At 72.8% G+C, this 20,248-nt stretch carries 14 protein-coding genes; 9 read left to right on the forward strand and 5 right to left on the reverse strand.

The genetic code is table 11. From position 1 onward, the window contains the following. Nucleotides 1-87 precede the first annotated feature (87 nt). The 6 genes from fxsA to ACZ3X1_RS22340 all read left to right on the forward strand — a co-directional run bounded on the left by fxsA (nt 88) and on the right by ACZ3X1_RS22340 (nt 9,767). Nucleotides 88-252, forward strand: a complete 165-nt coding sequence (gene fxsA, locus ACZ3X1_RS22315; RefSeq protein WP_063761584.1) for an FxSxx-COOH cyclophane-containing RiPP peptide — start codon at nt 88-90, stop codon at nt 250-252. A gap of 28 nt (nt 253-280) precedes the next feature. Continuing rightward, entirely contained in the window at nt 281-2,533 is a 2,253-nt protein-coding gene (gene fxsBH / locus ACZ3X1_RS22320) for a radical SAM/SPASM protein FxsBH, inactivated beta-hydroxylase extension form (RefSeq protein WP_467280710.1), read from the forward strand. Continuing rightward, on the forward strand, nt 2,530-3,384 hold the full coding sequence (locus ACZ3X1_RS22325; RefSeq protein ID WP_467280711.1) for an AAC(3) family N-acetyltransferase: 855 nt from the start codon (nt 2,530-2,532) through the stop codon (nt 3,382-3,384). Before fxsBH ends, ACZ3X1_RS22325 begins: the two co-directional genes overlap by 4 nt. A gap of 43 nt (nt 3,385-3,427) precedes the next feature. After that, nucleotides 3,428-4,813, forward strand: coding sequence for a TIR-like protein FxsC (locus ACZ3X1_RS22330; protein ID WP_356814198.1), 1,386 nt, complete (start codon nt 3,428-3,430; stop codon nt 4,811-4,813). Next, the gene (fxsT, locus tag ACZ3X1_RS22335) at nt 4,797-8,795 is read left to right on the forward strand and encodes an FxSxx-COOH system tetratricopeptide repeat protein (protein ID WP_390080190.1); all 3,999 of its coding nucleotides are present in this window, start codon (nt 4,797-4,799) and stop codon (nt 8,793-8,795) included. The genes ACZ3X1_RS22330 and fxsT overlap by 17 nt, the downstream gene beginning before the upstream one ends. 75 nt (nt 8,796-8,870) lie before the next feature. Beyond that, on the forward strand, nt 8,871-9,767 hold the full coding sequence (locus tag ACZ3X1_RS22340; RefSeq protein ID WP_356814192.1) for a DUF4231 domain-containing protein: 897 nt from the start codon (nt 8,871-8,873) through the stop codon (nt 9,765-9,767). Between the two features lie 44 nt (nt 9,768-9,811). Here the strand turns inward: ACZ3X1_RS22340 and ACZ3X1_RS22345 are convergent, their stop codons facing one another. From ACZ3X1_RS22345 to ACZ3X1_RS22355, 3 genes are all read right to left on the reverse strand, one after another. Further along, nucleotides 9,812-10,291, reverse strand: coding sequence for a hypothetical protein (locus ACZ3X1_RS22345; RefSeq protein ID WP_362633784.1), 480 nt, complete (start codon nt 10,289-10,291; stop codon nt 9,812-9,814). 98 nt (nt 10,292-10,389) lie between these two features. Beyond that, complete coding sequence (locus ACZ3X1_RS22350; RefSeq protein ID WP_356814190.1) at nt 10,390-11,274, reverse strand: S1 family peptidase; 885 nt, start codon at nt 11,272-11,274, stop codon at nt 10,390-10,392. A 951-nt stretch (nt 11,275-12,225) separates the two neighbouring features. Beyond that, nucleotides 12,226-13,602, reverse strand: coding sequence for a DUF5685 family protein (locus ACZ3X1_RS22355; RefSeq protein WP_467280712.1), 1,377 nt, complete (start codon nt 13,600-13,602; stop codon nt 12,226-12,228). 286 nt (nt 13,603-13,888) lie between these two features. On the opposite strand from ACZ3X1_RS22355, the gene ACZ3X1_RS22360 reads away from it, so the two are divergent. Then, nucleotides 13,889-14,338, forward strand: a complete 450-nt coding sequence (locus ACZ3X1_RS22360; RefSeq protein WP_356814188.1) for a cell division protein SepF — start codon at nt 13,889-13,891, stop codon at nt 14,336-14,338. A 9-nt stretch (nt 14,339-14,347) separates the two neighbouring features. Here ACZ3X1_RS22360 and ACZ3X1_RS22365 read toward each other — a convergent pair whose 3' ends face one another. Then, nucleotides 14,348-15,517 (reverse strand): acyl-CoA dehydrogenase family protein, encoded by a 1,170-nt coding sequence (locus ACZ3X1_RS22365; protein ID WP_391707668.1) that lies wholly within the window; start codon nt 15,515-15,517, stop codon nt 14,348-14,350. 265 nt (nt 15,518-15,782) lie between these two features. Next, nucleotides 15,783-17,471, reverse strand: a complete 1,689-nt coding sequence (locus ACZ3X1_RS22370) for an MFS transporter (protein ID WP_356814186.1) — start codon at nt 17,469-17,471, stop codon at nt 15,783-15,785. 282 nt (nt 17,472-17,753) lie between these two features. Here ACZ3X1_RS22370 and ACZ3X1_RS22375 point away from each other — a divergent pair, with 282 nt between their 5' ends. Continuing rightward, entirely contained in the window at nt 17,754-18,869 is a 1,116-nt protein-coding gene (locus ACZ3X1_RS22375; RefSeq protein WP_467280714.1) for a glycosyltransferase family 39 protein, read from the forward strand. A gap of 238 nt (nt 18,870-19,107) precedes the next feature. Beyond that, on the forward strand, nt 19,108-20,175 hold the full coding sequence (locus ACZ3X1_RS22380; protein WP_362633770.1) for a phosphatase PAP2 family protein: 1,068 nt from the start codon (nt 19,108-19,110) through the stop codon (nt 20,173-20,175). Nucleotides 20,176-20,248: the final 73 nt, after the last annotated feature.

The raw sequence follows: 20,248 nt of genomic DNA on the forward strand, positions 1-20,248 counted from the left end.
TGGCCGAGTAAAGTCCACGCTTGACGGCAGCGTGCCGCTGTTGTCATTCACATGCCCATTCCACATGGCTTCCCCGAGGACGGTGTCGTGAACACTTCCGCAACCCCCCCGACCAGCACGGTCAAGGCCCGTCGGGTCCCGCTCGCCAAGATCGACGTCGAGACCGCCTCCGCGGCCGCGACGCTCGGCCGCGTGCTGCCTGCCGAATCCGGCCGTCCGGTTCAGGCACCGATCTTCAACTCCGCGCTCTGACCCGGAGTAAGAGCCCTAGACTGGCGGAATGACCGGCCTGATCGCATTTCGCGAGATCGTCCTGAAAGTTCACAGCAGATGCGATCTGGCTTGTGATCATTGCTACGTCTACGAACACGCAGATCAGAGCTGGCGAGCCCGGCCGAAAGTGATCTCCCCCGAGGTTATTTCACAGACCGCGTCGAGGCTCGCCGAACATGCCCGTGACCATGCACTCCCCTCCGTCACGGTGATTCTCCACGGAGGGGAACCCCTGTTGGCGGGCACGGCCCGGCTCCGACTCGTCTGCGAGGAGTTCAGCCGGGCGCTCACTGGGATCGCCGCCCTCGACCTGCGGATCCACACCAACGGGCTCCAGCTCAGCACGCGTTACCTCGACCTCTTCGCGGAGTTCGGCGTTCGCGTGGGCGTCTCCCTCGACGGGGACCGCGCCGCCAACGACCGCCACCGCCGCTTCGCGGACGGCCGTACGAGCCACCCGCTGGTCCTCGCCGCCGTCGCGCTGCTGCGCTCCGCGCCCTACCGCCACCTCTACCAGGGTCTGCTCTGCACCGTGGACGTGGCCAACGATCCCGTCGCCGTGTTCGACGCCCTCGTCGAACTCGATCCCCCGCGGGTGGACTTCCTCCTTCCGCACGCCACCTGGGAAACGCCCCCCGTCCGGCCCGACGGCGCCCCGGACGCCTACGCCCGCTGGCTCCTGCGGATCTTCGACCACTGGGAGCGGCTGGGCCGCCCGGTGCCCGTGCGGCTCTTCGAGTCCCTCCTGTCCACCCTGCGCGGCGGACCCAGCCTCACCGAGTCGCTCGGCCTCGCGCCAACCGACCTCGTGGTCGTCGAGACCGACGGGACCCTGGAGCAGGTGGACTCCCTCAAGAGCGCCTTCGAGGGGGCGGCCGCCACCGGGTTCAACGTCTTCGACCACGCCTTCGACCAGGTCGCGGCCCACCCCGGTGTCCGGGCCCGGCAGCTGGGCCTGGCGGGCGTCAGCGATTCGTGCCGCCGCTGCCCCGTCGTACGTTCGTGCGGTGGCGGTCTCTACACCCACCGCTACCGCGCCCGCAACGGCTTCGACAACCCCTCCGTGTACTGCACCGACCTGCGCGAACTCGTGGACGGGGTCGAGGGCCGCACCGCGCACCGGGAGACCGCTCCGCAGCTGTCCGACCCGGCCGAACTGGCCCGCTCCCAGCAGGAGCTGACCCGGATCCTGCTGGCCCGGCTGAACGCGGACCTGGCGGGCGACCCCGCCTGGGCGCACGCCTGGGAGCTGGTGGCCGCGGTGGAGCGGGCCGGGGAAGCGGGCGCCGACGCGCTGGACGCCGTACTGGACCACCCGTTCACCCGGACCTGGGTGCTGGCGGCCCTGGACGCCGCGCGGGAGGGCGGCACCGGCGGCGCGGAGGCGGCCCGCAGGCTCACCGCGCTGGCCGCGGCGGCCGTGCTGCGCGGCGGGCTGGACCTGCCGGCCGAGGTGGCCTACCGGGACGGCGAGGTGTACCTGCCGACGCTCGGGCTGCTGCGGCTCGGGGAGCCGGGCACGCAGGGCCGGGCCTCGCTGCGCGTCACCGACGAGGGGTACGTCGTCCGGGACGGCCGCTCCGAGCACCGCTTCGGGCCGGCGGCGGGCGACGCCCGCTGGCAGCCCGTCCGTACCTGGTCGCCCGACCCGGACGCGGCGCCGGTGGCCCTGGAGGACCTCGACCCGTACCGCAACTGCTTCCCCCGCCCGCCCAGGCTCCGGCTCGGCGCCGGCGAGACCGAGGAGTGGCGGGGCAGGCTCGACCGGGCCTGGGCGCTGCTGCACAAGGCGGTACCCGGGTTCGCCCGGACGGCCGTGGCCGGGCTGACCACCCTGACACCGCTCGCGGGCGGCCCGCGGGCCGGCGGCTGGGGCGAGGCGGGCCGGAGCGGGCCGGGGGCGCTCGGGGTGCCGTACGCGGCGGGCGTACGGGAGACCGCGCTGGCGCTGCTGACCGGGCGGCGGCGGACCCGGCTGCGGGCCCTGACCGAAGTGACCGACCTGTACGCGCTGGACGGGGAGTGGCAGCACCCGTCGCCGTGGCGGTCGCGGCCGGTGCCGGTGTCGCGGCTGCTGGCCGACGTGCACGAGCGGGTGGCGGTGGAGGCGTACCGGCGGGCGACGGCGGGTCCCGAGCCGGGCGGCTCGGACCGCATCCACAAGGCCCTGGACCGGCTGTCCGCGGCGGCCGAGCTGACGGTCACCGGCAAGCGGCTGGTGGCGGAGCTGCGCTACGAACTGAAGGCGGTCGACGCGTGAGCGCCCACTCCCCCGCGCCCGCCCCCTCCCCGGCGGGCCCGGGCCGGGGCCGCCGGGGAGGGGGCGCCCTGCAGCTGGCGGTGCAGCTGCGGCTGCTCGGGGTACGGCCGGGGACGCGGCTCCTGGTGCACGCCTCCCTGCGCGGGACCGGGCTGCGCGCGGAGCAGCTGCGCGACGCCCTGACGGGCGTCCTGGGCCCGCGCGGCACCCTGGTGGTCCCCGCGTTCACCCCGGAGAACTCCAGGACGTCCAGCGCCCACCTGGAGCGGATCGCCGGAATGGACGAGGCGCAGGTGCGTGCCTTCGTCGACCGGATGCCCGCCTTCGATCCGGCGAGCACCCCCAGCCACGGCATGGGCTCCCTCGCGGAAGCCGTCCGCACCGCGCCGGGGGCCGCGCGCAGTTCCCATCCGCAGACGTCCTTCGCCGCGCTCGGCGCGGACGCGGAGCGGCTCTGCGCCGGTCACCGCCTGGAATGTCACCTCGGTGAGGAGTCGCCCCTGGGAAAGCTGTGCTGGGAGGGCGGACAGGTACTCATGATCAATGTGGGGTTTTCGGTCTGCACCGCTTTCCATCTCGCGGAGTATCGAATTCCGAAGCCCCCCTTGCGCATGTACGAGTGTGTGGTGAAGGTGAACCTTCCGGAGGGGCACCAGGGGTCCCGCCAGGAGGGGGAGTGGACCGCATACGAGGACGTCGCGCTGGACGACGGCGATTTCGCGGAGATCGGAAGGGCGTTCCCGGATTCGCGGGTGCGCAGGGGGCGGGTCGCAGGGGCGTCGACCATGCTCTTCTCCGTCCCGGACGCCGTTGACCACGCCCTTGAGTGGATGACCGAAAACAGACGCTGATTGACTGAACGATGAGGGGATGTGGCGAAGCAGCTCCGGAATGATGTTTCTTCGCTCGCAGCTTCGGGACGGGGGGCGTGTGCCCGCATCAGTGCAGCCGTATTTTTTTCTCAGTTATGCGCATACACCGAGATTCGGGGCCGGGGGGCCCGACCCCGACATGTGGGTCGAGCGCCTGTTCCGTGATCTCTGCAGCCATGTCATGGCGCTGACGGACCTGCCCGCCGGGGCCGAGGCCGGCTTCATGGACCGGGAGATACGCAGCGGCGAGGGCTGGTCGGAGCGGCTCGGGGCGGCGCTCGCCACCTGCCGGGTCTTCGTGCCCTTGTTCTCGCCGCGGTACTTCGCCAGTGAGATGTGCGGCAAGGAGTGGTACGCCTTCGCGCAGCGGGCGATCCACCAGGGGGCGTTGAGCAACCAGCCCGCCGAGGCCATCGTGCCCGCGTTGTGGGTGCCGGTCCCCCCTTCGCAACTCCCCGGCCCAGCCGAGCGGTTGCAGTTCAACCACAACACCTTCGGCGAGCGCTACGTCACCGACGGGCTGTACGGGCTGATCAAACTGCGCGGCTACGCCGAGCAGTACGAGCGGGCGGTGTACGAGCTCGCCAAGCGCATCGTCCGCGTCGCCGAGACCGTCCGCCTCGAACCCGTCCGGCCACTGGACTACCGGGGCGTGCCGAGTGCCTTCGGCCCCACGGGCAGCCCCGCCCGCACGCTGCACGTGAGCGTGGCCGCCGCCTCCCGGCACGATCTGCCGGACGGCCGCAGCCCCGAGTACTACGGGGACAGCGCGCTGGAGTGGAACCCGTACCACCCGGTGGCCCAGCGGCCCATCGCCTACGTCGCCGAGGACCTGGTCAAGAACCTCAACTACCAGACCAGCATCGGCTCCTTCGACGACGAGGCCGGGCACTACGACAGCAAGCAGCCGCCGACCCGGCCGGAGATCCTGATCGTCGACCGCTGGGTGGTGGAGGACGAGCACCGCCGCCAGCGCCTGGCCGCCTTCGACCAGGAGTCCCGCCCGTGGGTCAACGTGGTCGTGCCGTGGAACCGCTACGACCACCAGAGCCGCGCGAAGGAGATCGAGCTGGCGCGGCGGCTGGAGGAGACCCTGCCCGTCAAGATGGGCCAGGGCCGGGCGGCCTGCCGGGCCGCCGCCAACGGGGTGGCGAACATGGAGACCCTCGGTCAGATCCTGCCGCAGGTGGTCGAGGCCGCGGCGCAGCAGTTCCTCAGACACGCCCAGGTCTACCTGCCGGCCGGCAACACCCGCACCGAACGCCCGCGGCTGCTCGGGCCGATGGGGATGAGCGGCCCTCCGGCCCCGCGGCGGGCGCCCTTCCCGCCCGACACGTTCGGCGGCCACAACGACGGCAACGACAGCATCGACACCGACCGGGGGGACGCGGATGACAGCGAGTCGTGACAGCAGGGACGGCCGTGACGGGCGCATCGTCACCTTCTATTCGTACAAGGGCGGTACGGGCCGCACCATGGCGCTGGCCAACACCGCCTGGATCCTGGCGGCCAACGGCAAGCGGGTCCTCGCCGTGGACTGGGACCTGGAGGCCCCGGGCCTGCACCGCTTCTTCCACCCCTTCCTGGACCCGTCCACGCTCGGGGCCACCACCGGGGTCATCGACCTGATCAGCGAGTACGCGTGGGCCGCCACCAGTCCGGTGACGCGAGCCGACGACTGGCACAAGGACTACGCGCGGATACAGCCGCACGCCGTCTCGCTCACTCCGGAGACGCTGGGCTGGGAGTTCCCGGACGGCGGCACCCTGGACTTCGTCTCGGCGGGCCGGCAGAACCGCGAGTACTCCGCGACCGTGTCCACCTTCGACTGGGACAACTTCTACGACCGGCTCGGCGGCGGCCTCTTCTTCGACGCCTTACGCGCCGACATGAAGAGCAACTACGACTACGTCCTGATCGACAGCCGCACCGGCCTGTCCGACATCGCGGACATCTGCACCGTGCACCTGCCGGACGTCCTGGTGGACTGCTTCACCCTGTCCGACCAGTCCATCGACGGCGCCGCGTCCGTCGCCCGCCAGATCGACGAGCGGTTCAACGACCGCGGCATCAAGATCTTCCCGGTTCCGATGCGGATCGACGAGGGCGAGAAGGAGAAGGCCGATGCGGGCCGGGCGCTGGCCAGGATCAAGTTCGACCGGTTCCCGGGCGGCCTGGTCGGGGACGAGCTCACCTCCTACTGGGGCGCGGTGGAGATCCCGTACCGGCCCTACTACGCCTACGAGGAGACGCTGGCCACCTTCGGCGACGAGGCGGGTCTGACCAACTCCCTGCTCTCCGCCTTCGAACGGCTGACCGCCGTGGTCACCGAGGGCGAGATCACCTCCATGCCCGCCATCGGCGAGGAGGTCCGGCTGCGCATCAGGGACGCGTTCACCCGGCGCCGCCCGGCGCTGCCGGCGGACCTGTTCCTGTCCTACGTCGCCGAGAACCGGATGTGGGCCGACTGGATCGAGTCGGTGCTGACCCGGGCCGGCTTCCGGGTGGTGCCCAAGGACGTCTCGGCCGAGCGGCCCGCGGCGGGCGGCCCGGCCTCCGCCGGGGACACGCTGGGCGGCGGCACGGGCATCAGCATCGACACCGCCGCCCGGACCGTGGTGCTGCTGTCCACGGCGTACCTGAAGTCCACCCGGGCCGTGGACGTGTGGGAGCGGGCGGCCGCCGAGGACCCGACCGGTGGCCGGCGCCAGCTGGTGCCGCTGAGGGTGGGTGACGTACGGCTCGCCACGCCGTACATCGACCGCAACCCGGTGGACCTCTTCCGGCTCGACGAGGTGCACGCCACGGCCGCGCTGCTGCGCGCGGTGGAGCGCCCCATGGCCCTGCCCGACAGCGTGGCGAGCGCCTCCCAGCCCGGCCCGCGCTTCCCGGGGACCGTCCCGAAGATCTGGAACGCACCGCCCCGCAACCCCGGCTTCACCGGCCGCAGCATCGTGCTGGAGCGGATGCGCGACCAGCTCGGCGGCGGCATGGCCGTGGTGCTGCCGCAGCCGCAGACCCTGTTCGGTCTCGGCGGCGTCGGCAAGACCCAGGTGGCGCTGGAGTACGTGCACCGGTTCATGGCCGACTACGACCTGGTGTGGTGGATCTCCTCGGAGCAGACCGACGACGTGGTCGCCGCCCTCGCGGAGCTGGCCGTACGGCTGGGCGCGCAGACGGGCGAGGACATGGCGGCCGCCTCCCAGGAGGCGATCGACCTGCTGCGGCGCGGGGTGCCGTCCTCCCGCTGGCTGCTGGTCTTCGACAACGCCGACGATCCCGAGACCCTCAAGCGGTTCTTCCCGCCGGGCGGTCCGGGCCACGTCCTGGTGACCTCCCGCAACCAGTCCTGGTCGCAGTACGGTGACGCGCTCCCGGTGGACGTGTTCCTGCGCGAGGAGTCCATCGAGCACCTCCAGCGCCGGGCCCCCGGGCTCAGCAAGGAGGACGCCGAGCAGGTGGCGATCGCGGTGGGCGACCTGCCGCTGGCCGTCGAGCAGGCGGGCGCCTGGATCGCGGAGACCGCGACCCCGGTGGCCGCGTACATCGAGCAGCTGGCCCAGCAGGCGGCGAGCGTCCTGGGGCTGAACCAGCCGCCCGGATATCCGGAGCCGGTGGCCGCCACCTGGAACATCTCCATAGAACGGCTCCAGTCGCGTTCCCCCGCGGCGGTGCGGCTGCTCCAGCTGTGCGCGTTCCTGGCGCCGGAGCCGATCTCGGCGAACCTGCTGTACAGCAAGGAGATGATCGACGCCCTCAAGCCGTACGACGCCTCGCTCCAGGAGAAGCTGGTGCTGGGGCGGGTGATCCGGGAGATCGGCCGGTTCGCGCTGGCCAAGGTCGACCAGGTCAGCAACAGCATCCAGGTGCACCGGCTGGTGCAGGCGGTGATCCGCTCACAGATGCCGGAGGAGGACCAGCGGGAGGCCCGGCACGCCGTCCACCGGATCCTGGCCGGGGCCCGGCCGGACGACGACGAGCCGATCGACAACCCGGAGACGTGGCCGCGGTTCAACACCATCTGGTCGCACCTCACCCCGTCCGAGGCCCGGTACTGCAAGGAACCGGAGACGCGCAGGCTGCTGATCGACCGGGTGCGCTACCTCTGGAAGCGCGGTGACTTCAAGGCCGCCTACCAGCTCGGCGAGGAGCTGCGCGAGGCCTGGAAGGAGATGCTGGGCAACGACGACCTCCAGTACCTGTACCTGCGCTTCCACCTGTCGAACATCCTGCGCTCGCAGGGCCGGTTCGTGGAGGCGAAGGAGCTGGACGAGGTCACCCTGGAGCGGCAGAAGGCGGTGCTCGGCCCCTCGCACCCGCACACGTACATGACCATGAGCGGTCTGGCCAACACGCTGGGCGCGCTGGGCCAGTACGGGCAGGCGATGGAGCTGGCGACCGACGCGCACGAGGGGTTCAGCCAGATCTTCCACGAGGCGCACCCGCGCACGCTGGCGGCGGCGAACAACCTGGCGCTGAACCTGCGGCTGGTGGGCCAGTACACCAGGGCCCGCGAGATCGACCAGGAGGTGTACGACCTGCGTACGGAGGTGCTCGGCCCGGAGCACCCGTACACCCTGTCCTCCGCGCAGAACCTGGCCCGCGACCTGCGCGAGGTGGGCCGGTACGAGGACTCGGTGCAGCTGCTGAGCCGGACGTACGAGATCTACAAGCGGACGCTGGGCCGGGCGTTCCCGGGCACGCTGTCGGCCGCGAAGAACCTGGCGGTGTCGCTGCGCCGGGCGGGCCAGCTGGAGGACGCGCTGCGGCTGACCACGGCCACCCGGGCCCGCTACCGGGCCAAGTACACGTCGGTCAACCCGGACCTGCTCTCCTGTGAACTGAACCTGGCCTCGGACCTGTTCGCGACCGGGGACCCGGGCGGGGCGCGGGACCTGGCGCAGGAGGTGGTCGACGAGTACATGAAGGTCCCGGGCGAGCGGCACCCGTACACGCTGGCGGCCGTGAACAACCTGGCGGTCTTCCACTGGGGCACGGGCGCCGCGGAGCCGGCGGAGGCGATGCTGCGGCAGACGATCCGGCTGATGCGGGACGTCCTGGGCGACAACCACCCGCACACGGTGTTCGCCCACCTCAACCTGGCGAACGCCCGGGCCGACCTGGGCGATCCGGAAGGGGCCCTGGAGCTGGAGCGGCTCGCCGTGCTGCGGCTGCGCGAGGCGCTCGGGGCGCACCATCCGGAGACCCTGGCGAGCAGCTCCAACATGGCGATCAGCCTGGACTCGATGGGCCGCAAGGAGGAGGCGGCCCGGCTGCGCGGGGAGGTGGTGTCCGAGCTGACCCGGCTGCTCGGCGAGGACCACAGCCTCACCCGGTACGCCCGTGACGAGCGGCGGATCCACCGGGACCTGGAGCCGCTCGCCGTGTGATCCGACGGAGGACGGCGGGGGCTTGGGCCCCCGCCGCCCGCCACCCGACATCAGGGGGGCGTTGTGACCGACAGCATGACCTTTCGAAACGAGGACCTGCCGGTCCTCTTCCACCACACGGACCGGACGGCGATCTCCCGGCAGCGGGAGTCGGCCCAGGCGACGAGGACGCAGCTGCTGCTGCTCGTCGTGGCCGCGGGGGCGGCGGCGCTGCCGCCGGGGCCCCAGCTCGGCTCGCTGCACCTCTTCGGGCTGCTGAGCGTGATCAGTTACGCGGGGGTGCTGGGCGTGGGCATGCGGGCGACCCGGCGCCGGGCCCGCCCGCAGTGGCAGCTCAACCGCAGCGCCGCGGAGTTCATCAAGTCCCTGGCCTGGCGGTACGCGGTGCACGGCGCGCCGTTCGGCAGTGACGTGGCCGATCCCGGGGAGACGTACCGGACTCGGCTGGAAGCGGGTCTGGCGGAGCTGCGGAAGATGGGCTGGGACGATCCGCGGACGGCCGGTGCCGTGCCGGAGGGCGCGGAGATCACCGGGGCGATGCAGCGGCTGCGCGGCAAGGACTACCACGTGCGGCGGGAGACGTACGTCCGGGACCGGCTGATCGAGCAGCGCAACTGGTACCGGCGGCGGACGGAGGTGTCCCGGCGGGCGACGCACCTGTGGTCGTGGACGATCGTCCTGCTGACCTGTCTGGCGTTGATGTTCGCCGTGCTGAGGGCGTTCGGTTCGGGTCCGGGGGCGGGCCTGACGGGGCTGCTGAGCACGGCGGCGGCGGCCGGCATCGCCTGGAACGAGGTGCGCCGCCACCATCCGCTGATCGAGGCGCACACCCTGATCGAGCAGGACCTGGCGGCGATGATGGTGGTGATGCAGACGACCATCACCGAGTCGCAGTGGCCGTCGTCGGTGTACGAGACCGAGCGCTACGTCTCGCCGCAGCACACGGACTGGCTGGTCCGGCACAGCAGTTGAGCCGGTGGCGGTGACGGGTCGGTGTCGGTGGTGCGGGGCGTGGGTCAGTCCCGGGACACGCCCTCGCACCACAGGACGGTGACCGGCTTGCCCAGGGAGCGGGCGTAGGCGACGATCTCGGCGGTGCCGCCGTGCCCGCGGGCGGGCCGGCCGTCCCAGACGGCGACGAGCCGGTCGCAGGAGTCGGCGATGTAGGTGCCGGCGGCGTAGTAGGCCTCGTCCGTGGAGCGGGCGAAGTCCATCCGGACCTCCTGGGTGGCCCGGAGCCTGAGGCGCCGGTAGCGGTCGAGCGCCTCGGCGCCCTCGAAGGCGTCTTCGTAGTCCTCGCTGGGGATCACCACGGTGAGGTCGGCGCCGCATTCGAGCGCGACGGCGGCGAACAGCTGGTCCGCTCCGTCGGCGAGGCTGGAGAGGGCCTCCAGCGGCCCTTCGTGGCCGCCCAGTACGGCCCGCAGGCCGCTCTCCACATGCCCGAGCACCGAGTCGGGGATGGCCCGGTGCCCGGTCACGCCGATGCGTTTCATGCAGGAACCTGCTTCCCCCGGGGACACGGCCGCCCTGGACATCCTCCCAGAAGGCGGGAGGACGTCCAGGGTGCCGACAGGGGCGCACGGGACCTTCGTCAGTAGACGCTGACCCCGTAGGCGTTGAGGGCCTCGACCACGGGCTGGAAGAAGGTGGTGCCGCCCGACGAGCAGTTGCCGCTGCCGCCGGAGGTGAGGCCGACGGCGCGGGTGCCCGAGTAGAGCGGGCCGCCGCTGTCGCCGGGCTCGGCGCACACGTTGGTGCGGATCATGCCGTAGACGACGTCGCCGCCGCCGTAGTTGACGGTGGCGTTGAGGCCGGTGACCCGGCCGCTGTGGGTGCCGGTGGTGGAGCCGCGCCGGGTGACGGACATGTTGACCGTCGCGTTGACGGCGCTGGTGATGTCCTGGCTGCCGACGGTCCCGGGGGGCGTGGGCGTGTTGCTGGCGTACTTGACGAGGCCGTAGTCGTTGTTGGGGAAGCTGGACCCGGCCGTGGAGCCGAGGACGTTCGTACGCGCGGAGTTGGTCCACCAGGTGCCCGCGCCGTCGGTGCAGTGTCCGGCGGTCAGGGCGTAGTAGGTGGCGCCGCTGCGGACGTTGAAGCCGAGCGAACAGCGCCAGCTGTTGGCGTAGATGGCGTCGCCGCCCGAGGCGAGCTTGGTGAGCTTGCCCGGGATGCGCTCGATGCGCAGCGCCCCCGCGTCGGTTCCGGCCTCGCGCTTGATTCTCGCGATGGCGGCGGCGGAGACGGTGGAGTCGGCGGAGACCACGAGGGTCCCGGTGGCGGGGTCGGCGTGCCAGGCGGTGCCCGCGACGTCGGCGCGCAGGACGGAGGCGCCGGCCGAGGCGAGCCGGTCGGCGCTGAATCCGCCGTCCTGCGGGTCCGCGCTCGCCGCCGTGGGTGCGGCGAGCGCTGCGGCGGCGGCCAGGCCGGTGGCCACCGCGAGCAGCCTGTTACGGGTGGTGCGCTTGATCCTCACTTCTCGTCCTCCTGGAGAGGTTCGGGGGCCCGGCGGTCGTGGGGGTGCCGGAGCCCGTGAGGCGCAGCCGGGGGCACGGCGGGCGCATGAACTTTGGCCGTGTCCCTGACAAGCGCTGTCGGGAGTGTCCTGTCGTCGGATACCGGCCGCAAGAGCGGCTTTCGGCCTCGGCGCGCCGCGTCTCACCGTGGGCTGCGGTGTGTTCCGGGGCAGCGGGAAAGGCCGGGGGAAGGGGTCCGCGAGGGTGCGGTCGGACGGCGCGGCGGAGCCTGGTCGGGGCCCGCGGTGACCGCGCCCCGCGCCTCGGGTATGCCGGCCTGCGGGCGGCGGAGGGGGCGTCGGCCGCGCCCGGCGGCAGCGGAGGCAAGGGTCGGCTTCCGACCGGGGGCGGGGCGGCGTGCGTTCCCGTCGGAGTTCGCCACCTGACCGGCCCGGTCGTGCGCGCAAGCGTGGGATCGCCCCGGGCGCACGGGCACCGGGGCGCCCGGGTGGGCTGCGGCGCACTCGGTGACCGGCCCGACGGTGCGTACCGCCAGACGCCCTTCGGGCCGGATCGCGGCGGCCCGGGCGGTCACGGCCGGGAACCGGGACCGTACGGGCGGGAAGGCGGCGGCCCTGACGGCCCGGCCCGTCCCCGGTTCGGGGCCCCGGCGCGGGCGGTACTCGGGCGGGCAGGCGGGACTTCGCGGACACGAGCTGGGGCCCGGAACGGCCGGAATTCGACCTTCCGGGTAGGCGGCGGTCCGGGAGCCGCCACCCGGCGCGGGGGGACGCTGCCCCGGCGCCGGGGGACCGTACGGGGCGGACACGGTCGCGGCCCCGTGCTCGCGCCGTGTCCGCCGGGCGGCGTGCGGATCGTCTGCGTCATCGCTCATCCCGCTCAGCCCTTCCACGCGCGTCCGGACGGGAATCCCCGCATACGCCGTCCGGGCGCGCGAAACTGACGCGCACTCAGTCGCAGCAGCAGCCGCAGTTGCAGTCGCAGCAGCCTCCGTCGCCACCGCCGCCGCCGCTGGAGCCGCCCCCGGAACCGCCGGTCGCCGAGGAGTTCGGGGGGCAGCAGTCGCAGGCGTCGCACCACGGGTCCCGCTTCTTGCGCGACCAGGGGCCCTCGTGCTCGGTGCAGCAGATCTGGCAGGTGCAGAAGAGCCCGATGGCCACGGCGCAGCCGGCCAGCAGGCCCCGGCGCGGCCGCTGCGGGTGCTGACCGCCGCCACCGAAGTCAGCGCCGCCGAAGCCGCCACCGCCGTACCCGCCGGGCCCCATGGGCGGCGGCCCGGCCGGGCCGCCGGGAGCCTGCGGGGTGTTCACGCCGTGCGGGCCGGCGCCGTAGGGGTTCGCCCCGTGCGGAGCGCCGCCGTAGGGATTGCCGCCGGCGGCGCCGGTCCCGTCGTACGGGTTCGAGCCGTAGGGGGCGGAGCCGTAGGGGTTCGGGCCCTGCCCGGCCGAGGCGGTGGCCGTGTGGCCGCAGCTCATGGTCCCGAAGGCCCGGTCCACCGAGGTGCGCAGTTCGTGCACGAGCAGCTGGTGGGCGAGCCCCGCGTCGGCGAACTCGACCTCGCCCAGGGCCAGCCGGATGCCGTGCAGGGCGTCGTCGCAGAGCCTTCGGGCCTCGGCGCGCGAGGTGCCGGTGGCGGTGAGCGGGTTCCAGGCGCCCGCCTCCGCGTCGGCGCCCTGGTCCTCCACCGCGTCCAGCAGGTGCGCGAGCCGCCCGAAGTAGCGGCCCGCCTCGGCCAGCGCGGGGGCGTTGCCCGGCCGTCCGGCCAGCTGCGCGGTATGCGCGAAGGCGGCGGCCGTCGCGGTCTCCGTCGGCTCGGTCACGACGAGCACGGAGGTGCCGATGCCGGCCAGCGTCTCGATGCCGGCCTGCCGGTCCACCGCGTCGACGAGCACCGCGGTGTCGAAGCCGAGCGAGGCGCCGGTGCGGGCACCGGCCCGGTCCCAGCCGCGAGCCACCTTGCGCGCGGCGAGGGCGATCGGGGCGCGGGCCAACAGGCCGTCCCGGTCCGCCACGTGGTCGCGGACCTTCGCTGAGGCCAGGACGAGGGAGACGGCGGCCGCGAGCCTCGCCCCCTCGCCCTTGGCGACGGCGGCGGTGCGCATCCCGCGCAACGGGCAGGGGCCGGCGGTGCGCCGGGAGCCGGGTGCGGGACCGGACTGAGCCTCCGTCAGAACGGAGACGAGCAGCCCGTCATAGTTCGTGACGATCCGGGCGAACTGCCCGTGGTCCCCCCGAAGTGCCAGGCACAGCCCGCACAGATGGGCCATCCACTCGGCCTTGAACCGCTCCCCGAGCCGGTGCGTGCAAGGTCTGACTATGCCGAACAAGCTGCTTCCCCCGTGTGTCGTACGCGTGCCTGCCGGGCATCGTATCGACCCGCGTCTTTCACCCGTACGTCCCCGCCGCCCACCCGTACGGCGGCGGCGGTCGTATTTTCACTCAGTCAGCAGCGGGAGCGGTCAGGATCCTTGACCGTGCAACGGATGTTCTGCACCAGTACCGTCACGAAACCCCTGCGCGGCGACTATCCACTTGGCGCGTTGTCAGCATCATGGACGAGCATAGGGGCAGCGGAGAGAAAGACAGACTGACCGCGGTGAAAGGAGGCAGTCCATGGGTTCGGTGCGCAAGGCGAGTGCCTGGCTGGGTCTCGTGGAGGACAGCGACGACGAGCGCTACTACGACGACGACTACGCGGAGGCCGCCCACGGTTCCGTCGCGGGCCCGGGTGACCAGTGGGTGACCGACCCCCGCGTCAAGGTGGCCTCCGAATCGGCCGTCGATCACGGCCGCCGGATCGCGACGGTCACCCCGGACGGATTCCGCGACGCGCGCGGCATCGGCGAGCTGTTCCGCGACGGTGTCCCGGTGATCGTGAACCTGTCGTCGATGGATCCGACCGACGCGAAGCGCGTCGTCGACTTCGCGGCCGGACTGACCTTCGGGCTGCGCGGTTCGATCGAGCGGGTGGCGACCAGGGTCTTCCTGCTGACCCCGGCCGACACCCAGATCGTGAGCGGCGAGCCCGGCGGCCGCTCGCGCGACTTCTTCAACCAGAGCTGAGCAGGGCTCTCACCGGAAGGCGTCCAGCCCGGTGAGCGCCTTGCCCAGCACCAACTGGTGCATCTCGACGGTGCCCTCGTAGGTGAGCACCGATTCGAGGTTGGTGGCGTGCCGCATGACGGGGTATTCGAGAGAGATCCCGTTGGCGCCGAGGATGGTCCGCGCGGTGCGGCAGATCTCGATGGCCTCGCGGACGTTGTTGAGCTTGCCGAAACTGATCTGCTCCGGCCGCAGGGTGCCCGCGTCCATCCGCCGGCCCAGGTGGTGGGCGAGCAGGATGCCCTTGTGCAGTTCGAGTGCCATGTCCGCCAGCTTGGCCTGGGTGAGCTGGAAGCCGCCGATCGGCTTGCCGAACTGCTCCCGCGTCCTGGCGTAGTCGAGCGCGGCCTCGAAACTGGCCCGCGCCGCGCCCATGGATCCCCAGATGATCCCGTACCGCGCGTGGCTGAGACAGCCGAGCGGCCCCTTGAGCCCGGTGACGAGCGGCAGCACCGCGTCGGCGGGCAGCCGTACGTCGTCCATGACCAGCTCGCTGGTGACGCTGGCCCGCAGCGACCACTTGTGCTTGATCTCCGGCGCGGAGAAGCCGGGCGTGTCGGTGGGCACCGCGAAGCCGCGGATCCCGTCGTCGGTCTGCGCCCACACCACGGCCACCGCCGCGACGGAGCCGTTGGTGATCCACATCTTGCGGCCGTTGAGCACCCAGTCCGTGCCGTCGCGCTTGGCGTGGGTCCGCATCGCCGCCGGGTCCGATCCCACATCGGGCTCGGTCAGCCCGAAGCAGCCGATCAGCTCGCCCGCGGCCATGCCGGGCAGCCAGCGCTGCTTCTGCTCCTCGGAGCCGTACTTCCAGATCGCGTACATGGCGAGCGAGCCCTGCACCGACACGAGGGAGCGGATCCCGGAGTCGGCGGCCTCCAGCTCCAGGCAGGCCAGGCCGTACTGAACGGCGCTGGCACCGGCGCAGCCGTAGCCCTCCAGGGACATCCCGAGCGCCCCGATGGCACCGAGCTCCCGCGCCAACTCGCGGATCGCGGGAAGCTCGCCGCTCTCGTACCACTGGGCGATGTTCGGCAGCACCCGGTCCGCGGCCCAGCCGCGGACGGTGTCCCGGACGGCGAGGTCCTCGGGCCCGAGGAGCTCGTCGAGCCCGAGCGGATCGGTGGGTACGAAGGACACGGGGCCTCCCGGCGGCCTGGGCGGCCCGAGGGCCGCGGGGTGCCGGGGGCCGCGTCGCGGCCGGCCCGGCCGACAGAACCTAACAGCGCAAGTTTTGCGCGATATCGCTGACGCTAGCGACCCCGCCGGTACAAAATCCAGCCCCACTTCCCCGGCTCCGCCGCACAACCCGGCGGCGCCCGGCGAATTCAGCCCCCACCGGCGTCTGAGGAGCGGGGTCCGGGCGGAGCCCCGGCAGCGGCGCCGCACCCGGCGCATCAGGCGGTCAGCCCGCGTGCTCCACCGGAGCCGGACAGGGCTCGCCCTTCGACTGCGCCGGCACGGCGACCCGCGCCGCCGTCGCCTGCGGCGGAGGGGCAACCGCGGGATCCGGCTCACCGCCGGACGGCGACGGCACCCCGCAGTCCATCGCCCGCGGCAGCTTCAGCGCCATCGCCGCCCCCGCGAACAGCAGCCCCGCGCTCACCAGCAGCGTGACGTGCAGCCCGTGCACGAAGGCGTGCCGCGCCGCCGCGTACAGCGAGGCCCCGGCCGGGCCGCCGAGGCCGGCCGCGATCTGGTAGGCCTCGCCCAGGGAGTTCGCCGCGCCCGCCGAGTCCGCCGCCGAAACCCCCGGCACGGACGCCAGTCCCGGCCGGTACGCCGCGTTCATCACACTGCCGAGCAGCGCGATGCCGATGCCCGCGCCCAGCTGGTAGGAGGTCTCGCCGATCGAGGCCGCCCCGCCCGCGGTCTCGGCCGGGGCCTCGCTCAGCATCGACTCGTACGCGGCGAACAGCGTGGTCTGCAGTCCGAAACCGAGCAGGACGAAGCCGATGGTCAGCAGCACCGGCCGGTCCTGCTGGCCCATCTGCGTCAGCAGCAGCACGGCGAAGGCCGTCAGCACGAAGCCCAGCGACACCATGGTGCGCGGGCCGACCCGGGCCAGGGTGTGGGAGCCGGTGGCGCCCGCGGCCATGGCGGCGAAGGTCAGCGGCAGCAGCCGCAGGCCGGTCTCCAGGGGGCTGAGGTGCAGCACCAGCTGCAGGTACTGGACGGCGATCAGCTCCAACCCCACCAGCGCGAGCATGGCGAGCACGATGCAGGCGACCGAGGTGGAGAAGGCGGCCCGCGAGAACATCCGCATGTCGATCAGCGGGTGCTCGCGCCGCTTCTGGCGCCGTACGAACAGCACGAGGAGCGCGGCGCCGAGCAGCATCGGGACCAGCGCCTCGGCGTCGAGGAGGTGCCGTTCGGCACCGAGCCGTTTGATCCCGAGGACCGAGCCGAGCACGCCGGCGGCGGCCATCAGCGCGCCGAGCACGTCCCAGGGCCCGTCCGCGGAGCCGCGCGACTCCGGCAGCAGCCAGCGTCCGAGCGGCAGGATCAGCGCCATGAGCGGGATGTTGATGAGGAAGACCGAACCCCACCAGAAGTGCTCGATGAGGAAGCCGCCGAGGACCGGACCGCTGGCCGCGCCGATCGCGGCGACGGCGGTCCAGATGCCGATGGCGAGGGCCCGCTCGCGCCGGTCGGGGAAGACCTGGCGCAGGATCGACAGGGTGGCAGGCATGATCATCGCGCCGCCGATGCCGAGCAGGGCGCGCGCTGCGATGAGGACCTGGGCGTTGTCGGCGAGGGCCGCTGTCGCGGAGGCCGCGCCGAAGAGCCCGTAGCCGAGGAGGAGGATGCGGCGGCGGCCGACCCGGTCCCCGAGGGTGCCGAAGAGGATCAGCAGCGAGGCGCAGACCAGCGGGTAGGCGTCGACGATCCAGAGGAGCTCGATCGGGCCGGGCCGCAGGTCCTCGGTGACGGACGGGACCGCGACGTGCAGGATCGTCGCGTCGAGCGCGACGAGGACCAGGCTGACGCAGAGAACTGCCAGAACGACCCAGCGGTTGGCGCCGCCGGAGACCGCACCCAGCCGCTGCCAGGGCGAAGGGGTCCCGGCCGTGGCCGCGTTCGTCCCCGCCATGCATGTACCTCCCAGGTGATCCCTCGCGCTCGGTGGACCAGCGTCTGGTGGAGCCGCGAGGGGTGGTGCGCTGTGCGGCATCCAACGGGGTCCGGCATCGACACGCGAGTGAACGGTCAGCGTACGCGAGTTCGTGTGCCCGTCACGTGGCCAAGCTCTCATCCCGGCGGCGCCCTCCGTGTGGCGTGTGCCACTCCCCCGTCCGGGAGTCCTCCCCCGCGTGCGCGCCCGCTCACGTTCCGTTGTCTCGGCGCCGGCCCCGGTCGGACGCCACCGATAATCATGCCCGTGGAAGATCTTGGATTTCGCCGGGCCTCACCCGCGCTGGCCGTCTACGCGGCGGTTCGGCTGCTCGGGCTGACCGTGCTCGCCGTGTGGGGCGCGGTGGCGGGCAGCAGCCCGCACACGCTGCTGTCGGCCCGCTGGGACTCGCTCTGGTACGCGCGCATCGCCGCAGAGGGGTACGGCTACGAGATCGTCCTGCCCGACGGGGACGTTCACTCGAACCTGGCGTTCTTCCCGCTGCTGCCGTGGCTGGAGCGGGTGGTGTCTGCGGTGACCGGGCTCTCGTACGGCTCGGCGGGCCTGGTGGTGTCGGTGCTCGCCGGGCTCGCGGCGGCGTGGGGGATCTTCGCGGTGGCCGACCTGCTCCACGGCCGCCGGACCGGGGTGTTCGCCGTCGCCGTGTGGGCGGCGCTGCCCGTCGGGATCGTGCAGTCCATGGCCTACAGCGAGTCGCTGTTCACGGCGCTGGCCGCCTGGGCGCTGTACGGGGCCCTGCGCGGCCGGTGGCTGACGGCGGGCCTGCTCGCCGCCGGGGCCGGACTGACCCGCCCGGTCGGCGCGGCGGTCGTCGCGGCGGTGTGGGTGGCCGCCGTACTGGCCCGGCGGCGCGGGGAGCGGTCGGTTCGCATGGCGGTGGGGGTGCTGCTGGCTCCGGCGGGCGCGGCCGCGTACGTGCTGTGGGTGGGTGCGCGCACCGGGGGCGGGCTGCTCGGGTACCTGGAGGTGCAGGACGGCTGGGGCAACGGCTTCGACGGCGGCTGGGCCTTCGCCCGGTTCGTCGGGGCGAAGCTGGTCTCGTCCGCCTGGCCGGCCGGGCTGGGGCTGATCGCCGGGGTCGTCCTGGTGCTGTGGCTGTACGGGGCGTGCGTGCGGCAGCGTCAGCCGGCGCCGCTGCTCGTGTACTGCGGGATCGTCGTGGCGCTCGCGCTGTGCGCGTCCGGGTACTTCGGTTCGAAGCCGCGGCTGTTGCTGCCGGCGTTCCCGCTGATGCTGGTGCCGGCGGTGGCGCTCGCCCGGTGGCGGACCCGGCGGGCGGTCTTGGTGCTGGGGGCTGCCGCCCTGGCCTCGGCGGTGTACGGGGCGTTCTGGCTGAACGGCTCGGGCCCTCCGTAGGCTCCCCGCGGACCGGACCGGATCTTCCCCGGTCCTCTACGGGCAAGGGAATCGACCTGCGGCAATAAAGCCCCAATAAGCGCCCGAAACAATTACCGGCCACCGGATCGAGAAGGACCCAACCCCTGCCGGAATACCGGGAATTATGCCCCGCGTGAGACCAACTCCACATCACATGGTCATCACAAAGCCCGCGATTCGCCCGGCCTGACCATCGCCGCGCGGTAACGTCGATTGAGTGCGTACCGACCAAATCCTGACCCGTCTGGAGCGGGTCTTCGCCCGGCTGGACCGGGAACCAGAGCGACCGGCTCATCTGCAGACCCCGCAGATGAGCCGGCACCGCGTCGTACTCCTGGGCTCGACCCTCGCGTTCTACCTCGCCATCGTGGTGGCCGTGCTGACCACGTCCTGGCTGGTCCGCCTCGACTGGCAGATCATGTTCTTCCGGCCCTACGAGCAGTGGCCGCAGCTGCACGCCTTCCTCGACTACCTGGTCGTGCTCGGCCAACGCGGGCCCACCGCGGTCATGGTCGCCGCGTGGCTCGGATGGCGCTCCTGGCGGCAGCACACCCTCCGCCCGCTGATCACCCTCGGTGTGGCGCTGCTGCTGCTCAACGTCACCGTCGGGTCGGTGAAGCTGGGCCTGGGCCGGCTCGGCCCGCACTACGCCACAGAGATCGGCTCGGCCGAACTCTTCGCGGGCGGCGATATATTCCCTTCCGGCCACACCGCCAACGCCGTCGTGACCTGGGGGATCCTCGCCTACCTGGCCTCCACCGTGGTCACCCGGCGGGTGCTGTCCGTGGTGTCCGCGGTCGTCTCGCTGAGCGTCGGCGCCACCACCGTGTACCTCGGCACGCACTGGGTCAGCGATGTCCTGCTGGGCTGGTCCGCGGGTCTGCTGATCCTGCTGGCCCTCCCCTGGTTCGAGCCGCTCATCGCACGGGCCGAGGCCTACGTCTTCGACCTGCGCGAGATGCTGCGCCGCCGGGCCGAGACCGGGCGGATGCCCGCCCCGGTCGTCTCCGCGCTCACCCCGCTGCTCTCCGCGGGCGGCAAGTGGCAGCTGAAGCCCGTCACGCCGACCGCCGAGGAACCGGCCGCGGTGCCCGCCGCGGCAGCGGCGGCCGGCGCCGCCACGGGACACTCCCCGGCGCACCGCCCGGCCGTGCACCCGGCCAACCGGCCGCACCTGATCCGCTCCGAGCGGACCCCGGTCACCCCGGTCGGCAGCCGCCGCCCTCCGCACACCGAGCGGGCCGGCACGCGGGGCGCCGCCGCCCGTCCGGTCGCCGGCGGCTGACGGCCACGGCGGGGGCGGTACGCACCACCCACCCCCGCACCGCGAAGGCGGGCCGGCTCATCGACCCGGCCCG

It is taken from the genome of Streptomyces sp. NPDC023541 (assembly GCF_055559995.1).

Coding starts and splice junctions, on each gene's coding strand:
- fxsBH (WP_467280710.1), top strand. CDS start 281: ATGACCGGCCTGATCGCATTTCGCGAGATCGTCCTGAAAGTTCACAGC.
- ACZ3X1_RS22330 (WP_356814198.1), top strand. CDS start 3,428: ATGTTTCTTCGCTCGCAGCTTCGGGACGGGGGGCGTGTGCCCGCATCA.
- fxsT (WP_390080190.1), top strand. CDS start 4,797: ATGACAGCGAGTCGTGACAGCAGGGACGGCCGTGACGGGCGCATCGTC.
- ACZ3X1_RS22340 (WP_356814192.1), top strand. CDS start 8,871: ATGACCTTTCGAAACGAGGACCTGCCGGTCCTCTTCCACCACACGGAC.
- ACZ3X1_RS22345 (WP_362633784.1), bottom strand. CDS start 10,291: ATGAAACGCATCGGCGTGACCGGGCACCGGGCCATCCCCGACTCGGTG.
- ACZ3X1_RS22360 (WP_356814188.1), top strand. CDS start 13,889: ATGGGTTCGGTGCGCAAGGCGAGTGCCTGGCTGGGTCTCGTGGAGGAC.
- ACZ3X1_RS22370 (WP_356814186.1), bottom strand. CDS start 17,471: ATGGCGGGGACGAACGCGGCCACGGCCGGGACCCCTTCGCCCTGGCAG.
- ACZ3X1_RS22375 (WP_467280714.1), top strand. CDS start 17,754: ATGCCCGTGGAAGATCTTGGATTTCGCCGGGCCTCACCCGCGCTGGCC.